Annotated in this window: 15 protein-coding genes; 11 read left to right on the forward strand and 4 right to left on the reverse strand. The window is 72.9% G+C overall.

The features are described 5' to 3' along the window. Positions 1-61 precede the first annotated feature (61 nt). From ACFRAL_RS04240 to ACFRAL_RS04260, 5 genes are all read left to right on the forward strand, one after another. The gene (locus ACFRAL_RS04240) at positions 62-901 is read left to right on the forward strand and encodes a transposase (protein ID WP_378880080.1); all 840 of its coding nucleotides are present in this window, start codon (positions 62-64) and stop codon (positions 899-901) included. A 58-nt stretch (positions 902-959) separates the two neighbouring features. Beyond that, the gene (locus ACFRAL_RS04245; protein ID WP_378880083.1) at positions 960-1,760 is read left to right on the forward strand and encodes a GTP pyrophosphokinase family protein; all 801 of its coding nucleotides are present in this window, start codon (positions 960-962) and stop codon (positions 1,758-1,760) included. Between the two features lie 62 nt (positions 1,761-1,822). Then, complete coding sequence (locus tag ACFRAL_RS04250) at positions 1,823-3,016, forward strand: cation:proton antiporter (protein WP_336393627.1); 1,194 nt, start codon at positions 1,823-1,825, stop codon at positions 3,014-3,016. After that, positions 3,013-3,498: a glutaminase gene (locus ACFRAL_RS04255; protein ID WP_378880087.1), complete on the forward strand. Its 486-nt coding sequence runs from the start codon at positions 3,013-3,015 to the stop codon at positions 3,496-3,498. The genes ACFRAL_RS04250 and ACFRAL_RS04255 overlap by 4 nt, the downstream gene beginning before the upstream one ends. Before the next feature lie 81 nt (positions 3,499-3,579). After that, on the forward strand, positions 3,580-4,380 hold the full coding sequence (locus ACFRAL_RS04260) for a tryptophan-rich sensory protein (protein ID WP_378880090.1): 801 nt from the start codon (positions 3,580-3,582) through the stop codon (positions 4,378-4,380). Between the two features lies 1 nt (position 4,381). Here the strand turns inward: ACFRAL_RS04260 and ACFRAL_RS04265 are convergent, their stop codons facing one another. Next, the gene (locus ACFRAL_RS04265; RefSeq protein WP_336393624.1) at positions 4,382-5,125 is read right to left on the reverse strand and encodes a GMP synthase; all 744 of its coding nucleotides are present in this window, start codon (positions 5,123-5,125) and stop codon (positions 4,382-4,384) included. A 126-nt stretch (positions 5,126-5,251) separates the two neighbouring features. Between ACFRAL_RS04265 and ACFRAL_RS04270 the strand changes: the two genes are divergently transcribed. The 4 genes from ACFRAL_RS04270 to ACFRAL_RS04285 all read left to right on the forward strand — a co-directional run bounded on the left by ACFRAL_RS04270 (position 5,252) and on the right by ACFRAL_RS04285 (position 10,737). Then, positions 5,252-5,869, forward strand: coding sequence for a sigma-70 family RNA polymerase sigma factor (locus tag ACFRAL_RS04270; RefSeq protein ID WP_336393623.1), 618 nt, complete (start codon positions 5,252-5,254; stop codon positions 5,867-5,869). Continuing rightward, positions 5,859-6,326, forward strand: a complete 468-nt coding sequence (locus ACFRAL_RS04275; RefSeq protein WP_336393622.1) for a hypothetical protein — start codon at positions 5,859-5,861, stop codon at positions 6,324-6,326. The genes ACFRAL_RS04270 and ACFRAL_RS04275 overlap by 11 nt, the downstream gene beginning before the upstream one ends. Positions 6,327-6,395: 69 nt before the next feature. Next, positions 6,396-8,177 carry a S8 family serine peptidase gene (locus ACFRAL_RS04280; protein ID WP_378880095.1) on the forward strand — a complete coding sequence of 594 codons (1,782 nt, stop codon included), beginning with the start codon at positions 6,396-6,398 and terminating at the stop codon, positions 8,175-8,177. A 58-nt stretch (positions 8,178-8,235) separates the two neighbouring features. Further along, positions 8,236-10,737, forward strand: a complete 2,502-nt coding sequence (locus ACFRAL_RS04285) for a CHAT domain-containing protein (protein ID WP_378880098.1) — start codon at positions 8,236-8,238, stop codon at positions 10,735-10,737. A 192-nt stretch (positions 10,738-10,929) separates the two neighbouring features. Here ACFRAL_RS04285 and ACFRAL_RS04290 read toward each other — a convergent pair whose 3' ends face one another. Continuing rightward, positions 10,930-11,517, reverse strand: coding sequence for a LysR substrate-binding domain-containing protein (locus tag ACFRAL_RS04290; protein WP_378880101.1), 588 nt, complete (start codon positions 11,515-11,517; stop codon positions 10,930-10,932). Positions 11,518-11,714: 197 nt separating this feature from the next. On the opposite strand from ACFRAL_RS04290, the gene ACFRAL_RS04295 reads away from it, so the two are divergent. Further along, positions 11,715-12,113 (forward strand): DUF1304 domain-containing protein, encoded by a 399-nt coding sequence (locus ACFRAL_RS04295; RefSeq protein ID WP_336393618.1) that lies wholly within the window; start codon positions 11,715-11,717, stop codon positions 12,111-12,113. Positions 12,114-12,128: 15 nt separating this feature from the next. Here the strand turns inward: ACFRAL_RS04295 and ACFRAL_RS04300 are convergent, their stop codons facing one another. Both ACFRAL_RS04300 and ACFRAL_RS04305 read right to left on the reverse strand, forming a co-directional pair. Continuing rightward, positions 12,129-12,710 (reverse strand): thermonuclease family protein, encoded by a 582-nt coding sequence (locus ACFRAL_RS04300; RefSeq protein ID WP_378880103.1) that lies wholly within the window; start codon positions 12,708-12,710, stop codon positions 12,129-12,131. A gap of 38 nt (positions 12,711-12,748) precedes the next feature. Beyond that, a complete protein-coding gene (locus tag ACFRAL_RS04305; protein ID WP_336393616.1) occupies positions 12,749-13,156 on the reverse strand; it encodes a transferase in 408 nt (135 codons plus the stop codon). Between the two features lie 259 nt (positions 13,157-13,415). Here ACFRAL_RS04305 and ACFRAL_RS04310 point away from each other — a divergent pair, with 259 nt between their 5' ends. Then, positions 13,416-15,077 (forward strand): PucR family transcriptional regulator, encoded by a 1,662-nt coding sequence (locus tag ACFRAL_RS04310; protein ID WP_336393615.1) that lies wholly within the window; start codon positions 13,416-13,418, stop codon positions 15,075-15,077. Positions 15,078-15,118: the final 41 nt, after the last annotated feature.

The following is a 15,118-nucleotide window of genomic DNA, read 5'->3' on the forward strand; positions in this document are numbered from 1 at the left end:
CTTTCCGACCCGCGCCCGGCAGGGCGCGGGTCGGATCGCGGGGAGCGGCCACAATGAGGGGATGGCGAAGGATGCCGACGACCTCGATGCGATCGCGGCCGAGCTGTACGCGCTGCCACCCGCGCAGTTCACGGCCGCCCGCAACGCCCGTGCGGGACGTGCCGCGCCGGGCCTCGCCAAGCAGCTGAAAGCGCTGCGCAAGCCCACCGTGCCGGCGTGGAGCGTGAATCTGCTCGCGCGCGAAGGGCAGCTCTCGGAGGCACTCGAGCTCTCGGCCGCGCTCCGCGAGGCACAGGACGACCTCGACGCGGCCGAGCTGTCGCGGCTCGGCAAGCAGCGGCGCCAGCTGGTCGCCGCCCTGGCGAAGCAGGCGGCCGGCCTCGCCGCCGACGCCGGCGTCGCGCTCAGTCCCGCGGCCCGCGAGGAGGCCGAGAGGACGATCAACGCGGCGGTGATGGATGCCGCCGCCGCCGCCGCCGTGCTCACCGGGCGCCTCGTCAAGGCGCTGGAGGCGGGCGACATCGACCCGAGCGCGCTGGCCGACGCGGTCGGCGGTTCGGTGCCGGGAGTCGTCGCGCCGCCGCCGCGTGACGACCTGGCCGAGCGGCGCGCGCGCCGCGCGGCGGAGAAGGCCGCGCGGGAGGCCGAGCGCTTGGCCGGCGAGGCGGAGCGCGAGCTCGCCCGGGTCGAGACGCGCCAGGCCAAGGCCCAGGAGCGGGTCGATCACGTGCGGGAGCGCATCGACGATCTCCGCAGGGATCTGGCCGCGCTCGAGGCCGATGAGGATGCCGCCGTCGGCAAGCTCGACGCGATCGAGCGCGAGCGGGCCGATGCCGTCGCGAAGGCGCGCGCCGCCGCGAAGGAGTCCGAGCGCGCGCAGCAGGCGCTCGACGACCTCTGAAGGTCGTCCCGCCGCCACTCACAGCACACTCGTAGGCCGCCGTCCTACCGTGAGACCCATGGCGACTCCCGCACCCGTGGTGTCCGTGACGGCGACCGACGAGGGTGAGATCACGGTCTCGCCGAGCGAGCTGCGTGAGCTCCGCGACGAGCTGCAGCGGTTCATGATGGAGTACCGCTTCGGGCTGCAGGAGGTCGAGACCAAGATCGGGATCCTCCGCGAGGAGTTCCTGCTGAGGCACGACTACAACCCGATCGAGCACGTCTCGAGCCGGGTGAAGTCCCCCGACAGCCTCGTCGAGAAGGTGCAGCGCAAGGGCATCGACGGGGACTTCGCCTCCATCCGCCGCAGCATCACCGACATCGCCGGCATCCGCATCACGTGCAGCTTCGTCGCCGACGTCTACCGGCTGTTCGACCTGCTCACCGCGCAGGACGATGTGCGCGTCATCCAGGTGAAGGACTACATCGCCGCACCGAAGCCCAACGGCTACAAGAGCCTGCACGTGATCCTCGAGGTGCCGGTGTTCCTCTCGACCGGACGCATCGAGGTGCCCGTCGAGGTGCAGTTCCGCACCATCGCGATGGACTTCTGGGCCAGCCTCGAGCACAAGATCTACTACAAGTACGCCACGCGCGTGCCCGATGAGCTGCTCGCGAGCCTCAAGGACGCCGCCGACAGCGCGGCCGAGCTCGACGAGCGCATGGAGCGCCTGCACCGTGAGATCAAGGGCGGCGGCGCGGGCGCTGCCGCACCCGTCGCGGTGCGCGAGATCGCCGCCGTCGCCGCGCCGGGTCCGTCGACGGATGCCGCGCCCGCGCGGCCCCGCGACGCCCGGGACCGGCCCGTCTCGCTGTAGCCGCTCGGTCGCCCCGCGCGAAGGCCGGGTGCGCGCCGGAGGCCTGCCGCTACCCTGAACCCGTGCATCTGGAACCCACGCTCATCCTCATCCCGGCGGTGGCGGTGCTGGCTCCGGTTCTCGCGCGGCTGGTCGGCCGGTGGCTGCGGGTGTCGATCGTGGTGTTCGAGCTCGTGCTCGGGATCGTCATCGGCCCCTCGGTGCTGGGCTGGGCGAGCGAGAACCCGTTCGTGGAGACGCTCGCCGACTTCGGCCTGGCGATGCTGTTCTTCGTCGCCGGCACCGAGATCGCGTTCGGGTCGTTCCGCGGCCGGCTGGGGCGCCGGGCCGGCCTCGGGTGGATCGTGAGCCTGGTGCTCGGCATCGGCCTGGGGTGGCTCATCGCACCGGGCGAAGCGGCGATCGTGATCGGCATCGCGCTCTGCTCGACGGCGCTCGGGACGCTGCTGCCGATCCTGCGCGACGCCGGCGAGCTGCACACCCCGTTCGGCCGGACCGTCGGAGCGCTCGGCGCCGTAGGGGAGTTCGGGCCGCTGATCGCGATCTCGATCTTCCTGGGAAGCCGCAACCCCGGCCTGTCCACCTTCGTCCTGATCGCCTTCGCGCTCATCGCCGCCGGCGCGATCTGGCTGGCGTTCCGCATCCCGCACGGGGCGATGCACGCCTTCGTCGCGTCGACCCTGCACACGTCGGGCCAGTTCGCCATCCGGGTCGTGCTGCTGATCCTCGCGGCGCTCGTGTCGCTGAGCATCGTGTTCGACCTGGACTTCCTCCTCGGCGCCTTCACCGCCGGGATCATCTGGCGCCTCCTCATGCGCGACGCCGGAGAGGAGGACGCCGCGGCCGTGGAGAGCAAGATCGAGGGCGTCGCGTTCGGGTTCATGGTGCCGATCTTCTTCGTCTACACGGGAGTGACGTTCGACCTCCAGGCGCTGCTCGACGAGCCCTCGCTGTTCCTGATGCTTCCGGTCGGTCTTGCAGCTCTGCTGGTGATCCGCGGTCTTCCGTCGACGCTCGCCGCGCCCGAGGGCTCGACGCCGCGCGATCGGCTCTCGATCGCGCTCCTGGGGGCGACAGGCCTCCCGATCATCGTCGCCGTCACCGCGATCGGCGTCGAAGAGGGCGTCCTGTCGACGGGGCACCAGGCGGCCCTCATCGCCACCGGCATGCTGTCGGTGCTGCTCTTCCCCGTCGTGGCGATGGCGCTGCGGGGGGACCGCGTCGCCGGCGACGTGCTCCAGGACGACATGGCATGACCACCGCCGAGCTGTTGGACCAGGCCCGCGCGCAGCTGGCCGGAGCCCCGCGCGAGGCCCTCGGCGAGCTCGTCGTGCCCCGACGGATCCTCGGCATCTCGCGACCGCCGCGAGTCGAGTCGCGGGGAACCGCGTGGCACCTGGGGGTGCTGCTGCTCGCCGACGACGCCGTGTGCGCGACGGGCGACGTCGTCCGTGCCCGTGCGGAGGCTCGGCGCGGGTACACCGCCGAGTCCCAGCGTCACCGCGCCGAGCTCGCGGCGGCGGCACGCCGCGGCGGTTTCGCGGAGGGCGAGACCGTCCACATCGGATGGCGGATGCTGCGGCCCGACGCCGTCGACAGGGGAGAGGCATCCGGTCCGCTCATCTCCGACGACGGCGTTCCCAGCATCCGCTGGAGCACCTCAGGCGGACTCATGCCGCTCGAGGCATACCTGTCCGAGCGGGTCGCACTGCTGCTCGATCCGCCCACCGGAGCGTAGAGCGTCCGCCAAGCGCTTACCAATGGGCCTGGGTCGGGTCAAGAGGTGGCCGGGCCTCTCGCGCGCGCCTACGGTGAGACCATGGCGCGACGCGACCTCCTCCGGCAGATCGTCGTCATCAGCGCGTTCTGCTTCATGATCGTCGCCGCGATGGTCGGCTCCGGCGTCTTCGGTGGGACATCCGTGGAGAACCTGCAGGACGGCGCGCTGGACGAGGACGGCTCGTATCTCGCCCCCGCGGGGCCGGCGTTCGCGATCTGGTCCGTGATCTACCTCGGGCTCTTCGCCTACACGATCTGGCAGGCGCTGCCGGCCCAGCGCCGCAGCGACCGGCAGCGCACGCTCGGGTGGCTCATCGCCGGCACGATGGTGGTGAACGGGCTGTGGCTCGTCGCGGCGCAGTTCGGCTCGCTGGCGCTCACCGTGCTCGTCATCATCGTGCTGCTGGCCCTCCTCGGGGTGACCTTCCACCGGACGGTCATCGACCCGGCCGACGGCTGGCTCGACCGGCTGCTCGTCGACGGTGTCACGGGTCTCCACCTCGGCTGGGTGACCCTCGCGACGGTGGCCAACATCACGGCGTGGCTCACGGTCATCGGCCCACCCGAGTGGGAGGCATCCGCCGATCTCTGGGGCGTCGTCGTGCTGATCGCCGTCGCGGTGATCGGCCTCGGCATCGAGGCGGCCGGCGGCTGGCGGCTCGGCCCGGCGCTGGCGATCGCGTGGGGACTGTCATGGCTCGCCGTCGGACGACTGTCCGGCGAACCGCCGAGCACGGCCATCGGCATCACCGCGCTCATCGTCGCCTTCGCGGTCCTCGCGGCGGCCGTGATCGGCACGATCCTGCGCGAAGCGGCGTCCGTCCGCAACGCGTCGGCGTGAGTCAGGCGCTCGCGAACCGGGCGGCGAAGGCCTGCAGCAGCCGTGCCGGCTCGGTCACGGACGCGGCGAGCACGCGCGCGGCGATCGTGTCGAAGTGCGCCGACTCGAAGTAGCCGTCGTCCCGGTAGACCGCCATGCGCTCGGTGAAGGCCTTCGTCGTGGGCTCCGGGTGGAACTGGGTGGCGTAGAGCCGGTCGCCGACGCGGTACGCCTGGACGGGGCATTCCTCGTTCGACGCGAGCAGCACCGCTCCGTGCGGCAGCTCCTCGGTGCCCTCCTTGTGCGCGGTGAGCGCGGTGAAGCGGTCCGCGAGGCCGCCGAACACCGGGTCGGCCAAGGCGGCGTCGGTGAGCTCGATCGCGACGGGGCCGGTGTCCTCGGGGAAGGCGCGGCTCACCCGTCCGCCCAGCGTGCGGGTCGCGACGCCGATCCCGTAGCAGGTGAACAGCGCCGCCGGACCCATGCCCGAGGCCGCGTGCTCGGCGATGCGCTCGAGTTCGGCCTCGAGCCGCCGCTGGGCGTCGGTCTTGGTCGACTCGGGGTCGGCGACGTTGAAGGGGCTCCCGCCGATCAGGAAGCCGGCGTACTGGTCGAACACGCCGGCGGGCAGCGGATCGCGCACCAGATCGTGGCGGGCCAGGGCGTCCGCGTCCACGCGCATCGCGGCGCGGAAGGACTCGTATTCGGCTGCCGCCGCGTTCAGCTGCGGGCGCACGCAGACATAGAGCAGCGGCCGGGTGGTCATGCACGCAGTCTAGGTCTCCGCCCGCACGGCGGGCGAGGCGGCCGAAATCTGCGGAATCGGTCAGGTCGTCGCGTGTATCAGACCGACACTTCCGTGCTCGGGCATGGTGTGGACAGAATGGGCGCTATGACGCATACGGGCGCCGAGCCATCCGTCGACTCCGTGGAGCCGGCGCGATGGGAGCGAGCCGCCGCACTGTTCGTGCGGTGGCGCGAGGGTGACAGCCGTGCGATGGATGAGCTCGTCCGCCTGATGACGCCGCCGCTGTGGCACGTCGTCCGGGCGTACGGTCTCGACCACGCGCTCGCTCAGGACGTCGTGCAGACGACGTGGCTGACGCTCGTTCGCCGTCACGAGACCATCCTCGACCCGCTCGCGGTGTCGGGGTGGCTCACGATGTGCGCACGCCGTGAGGCGTGGCGGGTCGGCAAGCAGCATCGGCGCGCCGATGCGACCGAGGCCGAGTCGCTCGAACCGCACCTTCCTGTCCACGAATCCGCCGAGCAGACGGCAGCGCAGGACGACGAGACGCGTCGCCTCTGGACCGCTGTCGGCACGCTCAACGACCGATGCCAGCGCCTGCTGCGGATCGTCGCGTTCGAGGACCGCCCCGACTACGCCCGCATCGCCGAAGACCTGGCGATGCCCATCGGATCGATCGGACCGACCCGTCAGCGCTGTCTCGCGAAGCTGCGCGCCGTTCTCGAGGGCGACGGATGGAGAGGGGACGACGATGGAAACTGAGGACTTCGCGGCCGATGCCGCACTGTTCGCACGCATGCGCCGGATGTGGGAGGACGTCGATCCGGTTCCCGCCGACCTGGTCGACCGCATGGTCGCCGCAGTGGCCGTCGAGGACCTCTCGCGCGAGTACGCGCTGCTGACCCTCGTGGAGGGGACGCTCGCGGCGGTGCGCGGAGAGACCGATACCGCGACGCTGCAGTTCAGCGACGGCACGACGAGCGTGCTGCTGCACGTGACGGCCACCGAGGGCGGCGGCCGGCGCGTGGACGGATGGGTGGATGCCACGGCGCTGGCCATCCGGCTCGTCCAGGACGACCGCGAATGGTCGGCCGAACCCGGCGAGCACGGTCGGTTCGCCTTCGAGGAGGTCACGCCAGGGGTGGCGCGGCTTCGCCTGGTGGTCCGCGACGCCGATGGGGCGATGCACGACTTCCAGACCCCGCAGTTCGAAGTCTGACACGCAGTTCCGAGAGACGGATGCCGCGGCCTGGGGGCCGCGGATTCCGCATGTGATGAGGGAGAAGACATGGCGAAGGGCGAGAGCGCGCAGCGGCGCACCTGGCGGGAGCGAGAGGTCGCGGGGGAACCGAAGGGCGTGGTCCTCGACCCCCGCCGCGAGCCGGTCCCCGGCCTTCAGGCGTACGACACGGTGTACGTGCCGGGGCACCTGGTGATCTCGGGAGACCCCGCCGCCGCCGAGGAGGCCCTGAAGGGGGCCGCGGCCAAGCTCGGCTGGGACGTCGAGGTGGAGCCGCTCCCGAGCGGGAAGGACACCGCGGCGCTCTCGCGTGCGTGGATCGTCCAGGCGCCGCGGGAGAACCGCGACGACGAGCCCGTGCCGCCCGTGGACGCCTGGCGTCTGCTGCAGCAGGCGCGCCGCGATGTGCTCATCGCCGAGCGCCTCGGCGTCTCCCCCCGCACCCTCGCGCGGCGGGAGGCGGCCGCGGAGGAGGTCGACTCCGCGGCGCGTGCGGCCGCGACGCGCAGCGTGTCGCTCGAGGCGGCGATCGCCAACGACCCGCCCCACCGCGCCGAGGCCGCGGCCGAGCCGGAGGTGAAGACCCGGCGTGCCCGCGCCGTCGACGATCCCGTGCTCGCACAGGTCAGCCTCGACCACGTGCTCGGCGTCGACCCGATCGACATGAATCCCCACGGCCGCACCAACCCCCACGGCCGCACGAATCCGCACGGGCGGACGAATCCGCACGGGCGCACCAACCCGAGCGGCACCGACGGCTACGCGTACCCGGGCTCCGGCGGGCTCGAGCTGGTCACCTTCATCGGTGCGGCACCTGCGGACCGCCACGCGCTCGCGAACGGCGGCCGGCGACCCGTCATCGCCTTCGCCGACACCGGCTGCGGCGAGCACCCCTGGTTCACCGCGCCCGACGGCCGGTCCGTCGTGCGCACCATCGACGCCGCGGACGGCTCCGGCGTCATCGGCGTGAACGACCCGGCGACCGACCCCGAGCGCTTCGGCGACCTCGCCGGCCCGCTCGACGGGTTCCTCGACGATGCCGCCGGGCACGGGACGTTCGTCGCGGGCGTGCTGCGCCAGGTCTGTCCCGACGCCGACCTCATCGCTATCCGGGTCGCCGACAGCAACGGCAGCGTCCTCGAGAGCGAGCTCATCACGGCCCTCGAGCAGCTGGCGGACTGGATCGACGCGGGGACGGAGGCGGAGCCGCACGTTGTGGACGTGCTGAACCTCTCGCTCGGCTACTACCACGAGACCCCCGAGGACGGACGGTTCAGCCTGCGCATGTACGAGGCGCTGCGCAGCCTCCGAGCCCGCGGCTGCGTGATCGTCTGCTCGGCCGGGAACGACGCGACCGAGCGTCCCACCTTCCCGGCGGCGCTGTACAACTGGGGAGACCCGCTCCTCAGCTTCGACGATCCGGACGGCGACGCCGCGCGGCACTTCGCCGTCGGTGCGCTCAACCCGCAGCACACTTCGGTCGCGCTGTTCAGCAACATCGGGGACTGGGTGAACCTCTACGCCCCGGGGACGTCGGTGCTGAGCGTCTTCCCGTCCTTCGAGGGCGGCCTCCAGGCAGGCTCGCGCAACGACCGCGGGCAGCGCCGTCGCCAGAGCCTCGATCCGGACGACTTCGACAACGGCGACGAGGGAGGGTTCGCCGTGTGGAGCGGCACCTCGTTCGCCGCGCCGTACGTCGCGGGAACGGTGGCGGCGAAACTCGCCCCGCAGCTGATGGGCGCCGCCGTCGCCGGACGCAGGAAGCACCCCGTGGACGAGGCGGTCGAGGCGATCACGGCGCTGGACCGATCGCGGCTCCCCTCCGGGTAGCGGCGGAGCGCGGCATCCGTCGTCGCTCCGCGGGCCCTCTTCGCGCCATGATTGCTCCATGGGGACTGGTCTCGACGCGGGGGCGTCGTATGCCCGCGGGGTCGAGCTGGCCAATCGGGGTCGCTACACCGACGCGAAGCGCGTGCTCGCCGAGGCGAGCGCCGCCGCCGAGCGAGACGGCGACCGGAATCTGACGGCCCGCATCGCGGGCACCACCGCGTATGTGCTCGCGCGCACCGGCGACGTCGACGCAGGCGAGCGGCTCTGCCTGGACGCGCTCGGTCAGGACGGCCTGGACGCCGTGACGATCGCGCAGCTCCACGGGCAGCTCGGCGCCCTCGCCCTCGAGCGCGGTCTGCTCGACGACGCGGCGGCGTGGCTCGACAAGAGCATCCGGGGGCTTCGGGACGAGCCGGTGCGCCAGGCCAACATGAGGATCAACCGGAGCCTCGTCGACATGCAGCGCGGTCAGCTCGACACGGCGCTGGCCGACCTCGCCGCGGCCGAGCAGGCGTACCGCCAGGCGGGGATGACCACCGAGGCGAACCTCGCGGTGCACAACCGCGGCTACACCCTGATGCTCGCGGGTGACCTCGTGGCGGCGCTGCAGACGATGCAGTCCGTTCGCGAGCCGCTGGACGACGCCTCAACGATGTGGGCGGCGGTCAACGAGCTCGACCGTGCCGAGGTGCTCCGCGAGGCGGGCCTCGTGACGGAGGCCGAGCGGAGCCTCTCGGCCGTGTCGGCGGCGTTCGGCCGGCACCGCGCACCGCGCGACAGGGCGACCGCCGACTATCACCTCGCGCGGTCGCTGCTGAGCCACGACCCGGCGCGCGCGGCCGCCGTCGCCGCTGCGTCCGCCCGCCGTTTCGCCGCCATCGGCAGTCCGGGCTGGGCGGTGCGGGCCGACGCGATCGGGCTCCGCGCGCGCCTGGCCGTCGGCCGCCTGGACCGCAGCGGGATGCCGGTGCGGGTGGCCCGCCGGCTGCCCTCGCGCGCGAAGGTCGCCGCCGTCGCCGAGAAGCTCGAGGCGCAGGGATTCCGCTCCGAGGCCGAGGCGCTCCGGCTGACCGATGCGCTGGCGCGCCTGCGCGCGAACCGCCGGGGGGCGGCGTCGGATCCGGGCACCCGCGTCGGCCCGCGCACGCCCCTGGAGGTGGGCCTGCTGGCGCACGAGCTGCGCGCGGCGCGCGCCGCCGACCGCGGCCGGGAGGGTGACACCCGCCGGCACGCCGCGGCGGGGCTCGACCTCCTCGACCGCAACCGGCAGTCCTTCGGCAGCCTCGACCTGCAGGTGTCGGCCGCCATGCGCGGCATCGGGCTGGCGACCACGGGCCTCTCGTCGGCGCTGCGGTCGGGCAGCCATGCCGCCGTCTTCGAGTGGTCGGAGCGCGCACGGGCACTGACGGGCTTCGTGCTGCCGCTGCGGCCCCCGCCCGACCCGCAGCTGGCCGCCGACCTCGCCGAGCTGCGGGTGCTGCGCACCGCCCACCCCGACGGCGACTGGCTGTCGGACCCTCGTGCCTCGCTGCTGAGCGACCGCGCCCGCCAGCGCCAGTGGTCTCAGACCGCCGCCGGCGAGCAGACCGGACGCGCGTCGCTCGACGACGCCGTCGGCGAGCTCGGAGACGGCGAGGTGCTCGTCTCATATGTGTTCGACGGCAACCAGCTGGCGGCGCTCGTGGTGTCGAAGCAGGGCAGCGAGCTCGTCGGATTGGACTGGGCGGCGGCGCGCTCGGCGCTGGGCGGCCTGCGCGCAGACCTCGACATGTCGGCGACCGTCGTCGGGCCGATGGCCGCGGTGGTCCGCCGCGGCCTGGACGCGCGTCTCGAGACGCTGTCGCAGGTGCTCTGCACGCCGGTCGACGGGCTGCTCAGGCGCGCAGAGCGCGTCCTCATCACTGCGCCCGGCGTGCTTTCTGGAGTGCCCTGGATGATGCTGCCGGCGCTGCGGCGGCAGCCGATCTCGATCGCCTCCTCGGTCTCGGCCTGGCTCCGCGAGCGCTCACGCGAGTGGACGCCTCCTGGGTCGGCCGGCTTCGCGGCGGGACCGCGGGTCGCCCGCGGCGAGGAGGAGGTGACGGCCGGTTCGGCTGCCTGGCGGCAGGCCGAGGTGCGGACGGGCGTCGGCGCCACGGTCGCGGACGTCACTGCCCTGGCCTCGCGCGTGGACGTCCTGCACGTCGCCGCGCACGGCAGGCACGCCGCCGACAACCCGATGTTCTCGGGTCTCGAGCTGGCCGACGGCGCGCTCTTCGGATACGACATCGATCTCATCCCGCGTGTGCCCGACACCGTCGTCCTCTCGGCGTGCGAGGTCGGACGCTCGTCGGTCCGGTGGGGTGAGGAGGCGCTCGGGATGACCCGCATCTGGCTGCACGCCGGGACGCGCAGCGTGATCGCCGCTCCGGTGGTCGTCGCGGACGACAACGCGTGCGAGCTGCTGGGCGCCGTCCACGAGGGGCTCGCAGCGGGCACCGCGCCCTCGGTCGCGCTCGCCGAGGCGTCAGAGCGCACCGGCATCGTCGCCCCGTTCCAGGTTCACGGCGCCGGCTTCTGACCCGATCCACCGCGCGTGTATCAGGACGGATGCCGCGCACTCCTCATCATCGGACAGGCTCGGCATGCCGACGGGGGGTCGGGTGCGACGCGAGGCATTGGGGAACGCAGATCGGGCTGCGCGTCTCGGCGCCGGTCCGCGAGGGGTGCCGCGTGGGAACTGGGGCGGCACCCCTCTCCTCGCCCTGCGGAGTCAGTCGCGCGACGAGTTGGCGGTGCGACCTCGCACGATCCCGACGAAGGTCTCCACGGCGGCCGTGCTCCGCTCGGCCACCCACGCCAGCGCGACCGTCGACGAGGGGCCGTCGATGAGCGGCCGGTAGTCCGCGTCCTTGCGCCGGTGCAGGCGAGCCAGCGACATGGGGACGACCACGATCCCCACCCCGGCCGCGACGGTGGCGATCGCATCGGCGGTCTCGGCGGGAGGGTCGAAGGCCGGCGAGAGGGTGCCGGGGATCCGGATGCCGAGCACGTCGTCCCCGGGCACGATGAGCACCTCGCCCACGAGGTCGGCTGTGTCCAGCTCGTCCGCCGCGGTGAGGTGCGAGTCCGCGGCGCAGACGACGACCGGCACCTCGTCGTACAGCGGGATGACGTGCAGCCCGTCCTTGTCGATCGGGAGCCTCACCAGCGCCGCGTCGACATCGCCGTCCAGCAGGGCCCGCCGCTCGTCGTCGGTGGCCAGCGGCACCAGCTCCAGCGCGGTGCGCGGCATCCGCTCGTTCCACGTGCCGATCCACTTGCCGGGCGTCGCCCCGGCGATCGCGCCGAGCGTGAACACCGGCGGCGCCGGATCGCCGGGTGGTACGGGGGAAGGAGCGGGCGACGGCTGCGGCCGCCGGGACCGGGTGGGCCCGGGCTTCTGCGCACGGCCGGCGGTGTTGCCGCGCTTCGGCGGCGTGCCCCGTCCCCGCCCACCCGCGCGTGCCCCGCCTTTCGCCATACCGTTCAGCGTAGCCGGGGCGCTATCGTTCGCTCATGGTGGCGATCCTGGCGACGGTCTTCGCAGCGCTGGCCGCGCTGCTGCACGTGTACATCTTCGTGATGGAGAGCGTGCAGTGGACGCAGCCGCGGATCTGGCGGCGGTTCGGGGTGGCCGACCAGGCGGCCGCGGACATTACGAAGCCGATGGCGTACAACCAGGGCTTCTACAACCTGTTCCTCGCCGTCGGCGTCGTCATCGGTCTGGTGCTGGTCTACGCCGGTGCGGATTCCGCCCCGCTGCGCGCGGCCGGCCTCGCGCTCGTGCTCTTCAGCCTGGGCTCGATGGTGGCGGCCGCCCTCGTGCTGCTGACGACCGGCATGAAGTACCTGCGCGCGGCGCTCATCCAGGGGACGCTGCCGCTCATCGGCTTCGTGCTGTTCCTCTTCGCCTGACGCGCCGCCGACGGCTCAGTCGCACGCGCCCCAGCGGCCGGCCGAGGCGGCGACCGCGGCCGACTCCAGCGATCGCAGCGTCGCCTCGTGCTCGCGGTTGGGCGAGTACACCTCGACGCGCGCGTCGCCGCGGGCCACGAGCTCGCCGTTGACGAAGCGGCCCTCGTCCGTCCAGACGTATAGCAGCGTCCTGCCGTACTGATCGCGCGGCTCGCTGTCGGCGGTGACCCAGATGGTCGATCCCGCCGGGGCGAGCGAGGTCAGCGTCGCCGTCGCCTGCGCACCCCAGCACTCGAGTTCGGGCGAGATCTCGGGCGTGTCGACGCCCAGCAGGCGGATGCGCGTCGAGCCGGGATCGCTGACGACCTCATTGGGGGTCGTGACGTGGGCGCGCAGCGTGTCGCCGTCGTGCACGCTCTCGACGGTCATCTCGAAGGCGTCGGGCGGGATCGCCGGCATGGCGCCCATCGGTGCGCCGACCGGGGTCTCCGCGGCGGGCGAGGGCGGAGGGGTCGCGTCCTGACGGCTGGAGACCCACCACAGTGCCGCGCCCGCGATGACGAGCAGCAGGGTACCGACGAGGACGCGCTTGATCACCCCGCGAGCCTAGGCGGTGGCGGCGACGCGACGACCCGTCACGCGGCGAGGCGGAGCCCCCGCTTGTCGGTGGCCACGCGCTCGCCGTCGCCGATCGTCTCGTCGTCGCCGATGAGCGAACCGCCGGCCACGCGGGCGTCGTGCCCGACGTGCGTGCGGACGCCGATCTTGGCGCGCGGTCCGATGGCCGCTCGGGGACCGATGTGAGCGTGCGGTGCGATCTCCGCGTCGGGGCCGATCACCGCATCCGATTCCACCCACACGCCGCGGCCGACGTGCGCGCCCGCGGCGATCTGCACCCCCGGTTCGACATATGCCCCCGCTTCGACGATGGCGCTCGGGTGCACCTTCGCTCCATGCGCGATAAGGCCACGGCCATTGGCGTGCTTGCGATAGCGCAGCGTCTCGCCCTGGTCGTTCTCGATGTCGACGTAGTTCTTGCCCACTGTCCCCTCCTGCAGCACCGGAAGGCGCTGAGTACAGGAATAACCTCAACCCTTGATGATTCATTCCCGCGCATCGGATGCTTTGGATGCACGGGGTTGCCAAATATTCGGAACCGGGCTATGAAGCGGATTGCGCCCGCGTCCGCGAGGGGTCGAGCGCGCACCGGGATGCTGCCGCGGGGGTCTTCCCGGACAGATCGACCGGTTCTGCTCTAGGCTGTGGAATCACCCATCCCTCGAGCAGAAGTGTGGTGCAACGGTGCCCGACCGTCGCGAGGATCGCTCCATCCATACGGACCGTCTGGTCGCGGGATCGGCGCTCGAGACCCTTCCGACGATCCGCGAGGTCATCGCGCTCGACGCCGTCGTCCAGGGGGTGCCGGAGGTGCTCGTGGGCGACCAGGCGCTCGAGCGCCGCGTGCGGTGGCTCCACGTGTCCGACAACGCCGGTGTGGCACGGCTCCTCGACGGCGGCGAGCTGCTGCTCTCCACCGGTGCGTCGTGGCCCGAGGACGCGGCCGATCTGCGGCGATTCATCGGCGAGCTGGACGACGCCGGGCTCTCCGGCCTGATCCTCGAGCTCGGCACCCACTACCGCGACGTGCCGCCGGCGGTGGTCGAGGCGGCGCGGGAGCGGGGGCTGCCGCTGATCATCCTCCACCGCGAGCTGAAGTTCATCACGATCACCGAGGCCGTGCATGCCCGCATCATCACGGGGCAGACGGATGCGCTCCGCGCCCGCGACGAGGTGCGCGAGCGGTTCACGGCGCTCGTGCTGCGAGGCTCCCCCGCGGACTTCATCGTCCACCAGCTGGCGCAGACGCTCGGCGCTCCCATCGTCCTGGAGAACCTCGGGTACGAGGTCGTGGCCGCCGAGGTCCCCCTCGCGATGGAGGAGGAGCTCTTCACGGAGTGGGAGCTGCGGTCGCGCTCGGCCCACCGGCGTTCCGAGCAGCGCCGCGAGCGCGGCGTGGCCGCCGGCGCCGAGGACTGGCTCATCGTGCCGGTCGAGGCCCGCGGCATCCGCTGGGGGAATCTCATCGCGCTGCCCGGGCCCGAGCATCCTGCCGGGCGCACTGCCGTGCTCGAGCAGGGCGCGATCGCCCTCGCGGTCGGTCGGCTCGCCGACGGCGACGCGGACGAATGGGCCCGTATCGGGCGCCGCCGCCTCGTGGACGGTCTCCTCGCCGGTCGGTTCGCGGGAGTCGGAGGGGCCGCGGCGCGACTCGAGGCCGCCGGCCTGCCGCTGCGCGGGGCGAAGCTGTACGGCCTCGTCATCTCGGGGGCCCCCGTCGCGGCGGAGCGGGCGGATGCCGCGGCTCGCGCCCTGCGCGGCCGAGCCCTCGCCGGCTCGGCTCCGTCGGGGGTCGTCGCGCCCGCCGCGACCGTCCTCCTGTCCCTGCCGGTGGACGCAGTGTTCGACGACGACGCCGTCCTCGCCTTCGCGCGGTCGCTCGTCGAACCCGCGGACGCCGAGCGCGTGACGGTGTCGGTCGGGCGCGCGTCCGAGGGCATCGACGCGGCGCTCGCGTCGGTGCACGAGGCCGTCGACCTCGCCGGGGGCCGTCGGCGCCGCCCCGGTCGCGGGCCGCAGCTGCGTCGCGCGGAGAACCGCCCGCTCGTCCAGCTCGTGACGGCGCTGCGCGACGACCATCGCGTGCTCGAGCACGGGGAGCGCATGCTGGCGCCGCTCATCGCGCACGATCTCTCCCGTTCCGGCGACCTGCTCGACGTGCTCGAGGCCATGCTCGCCCACCCCGGCAACCGCACGGCGGCGGCGGCGGCATCCCATCTCTCCCGATCGGTGTTCTACCAGCGGATCGCGCTCATCGAGGAGCTGCTGGGCGTCGACCTCGACGACGGCGAGACCCAGACGGCGCTCCACCTCGCTCTGCTTGTGCGCAGGTCGGCGGGGCGGTGAGTTCTCCGTTGCTGAGCGCCACCACGGCGCCACCTGCAGAC

The organism is Microbacterium sp. NPDC056736 (genome assembly GCF_042790415.1).
In the GTDB taxonomy this organism is placed as follows: Bacteria; Actinomycetota; Actinomycetes; order Actinomycetales; family Microbacteriaceae; genus Microbacterium.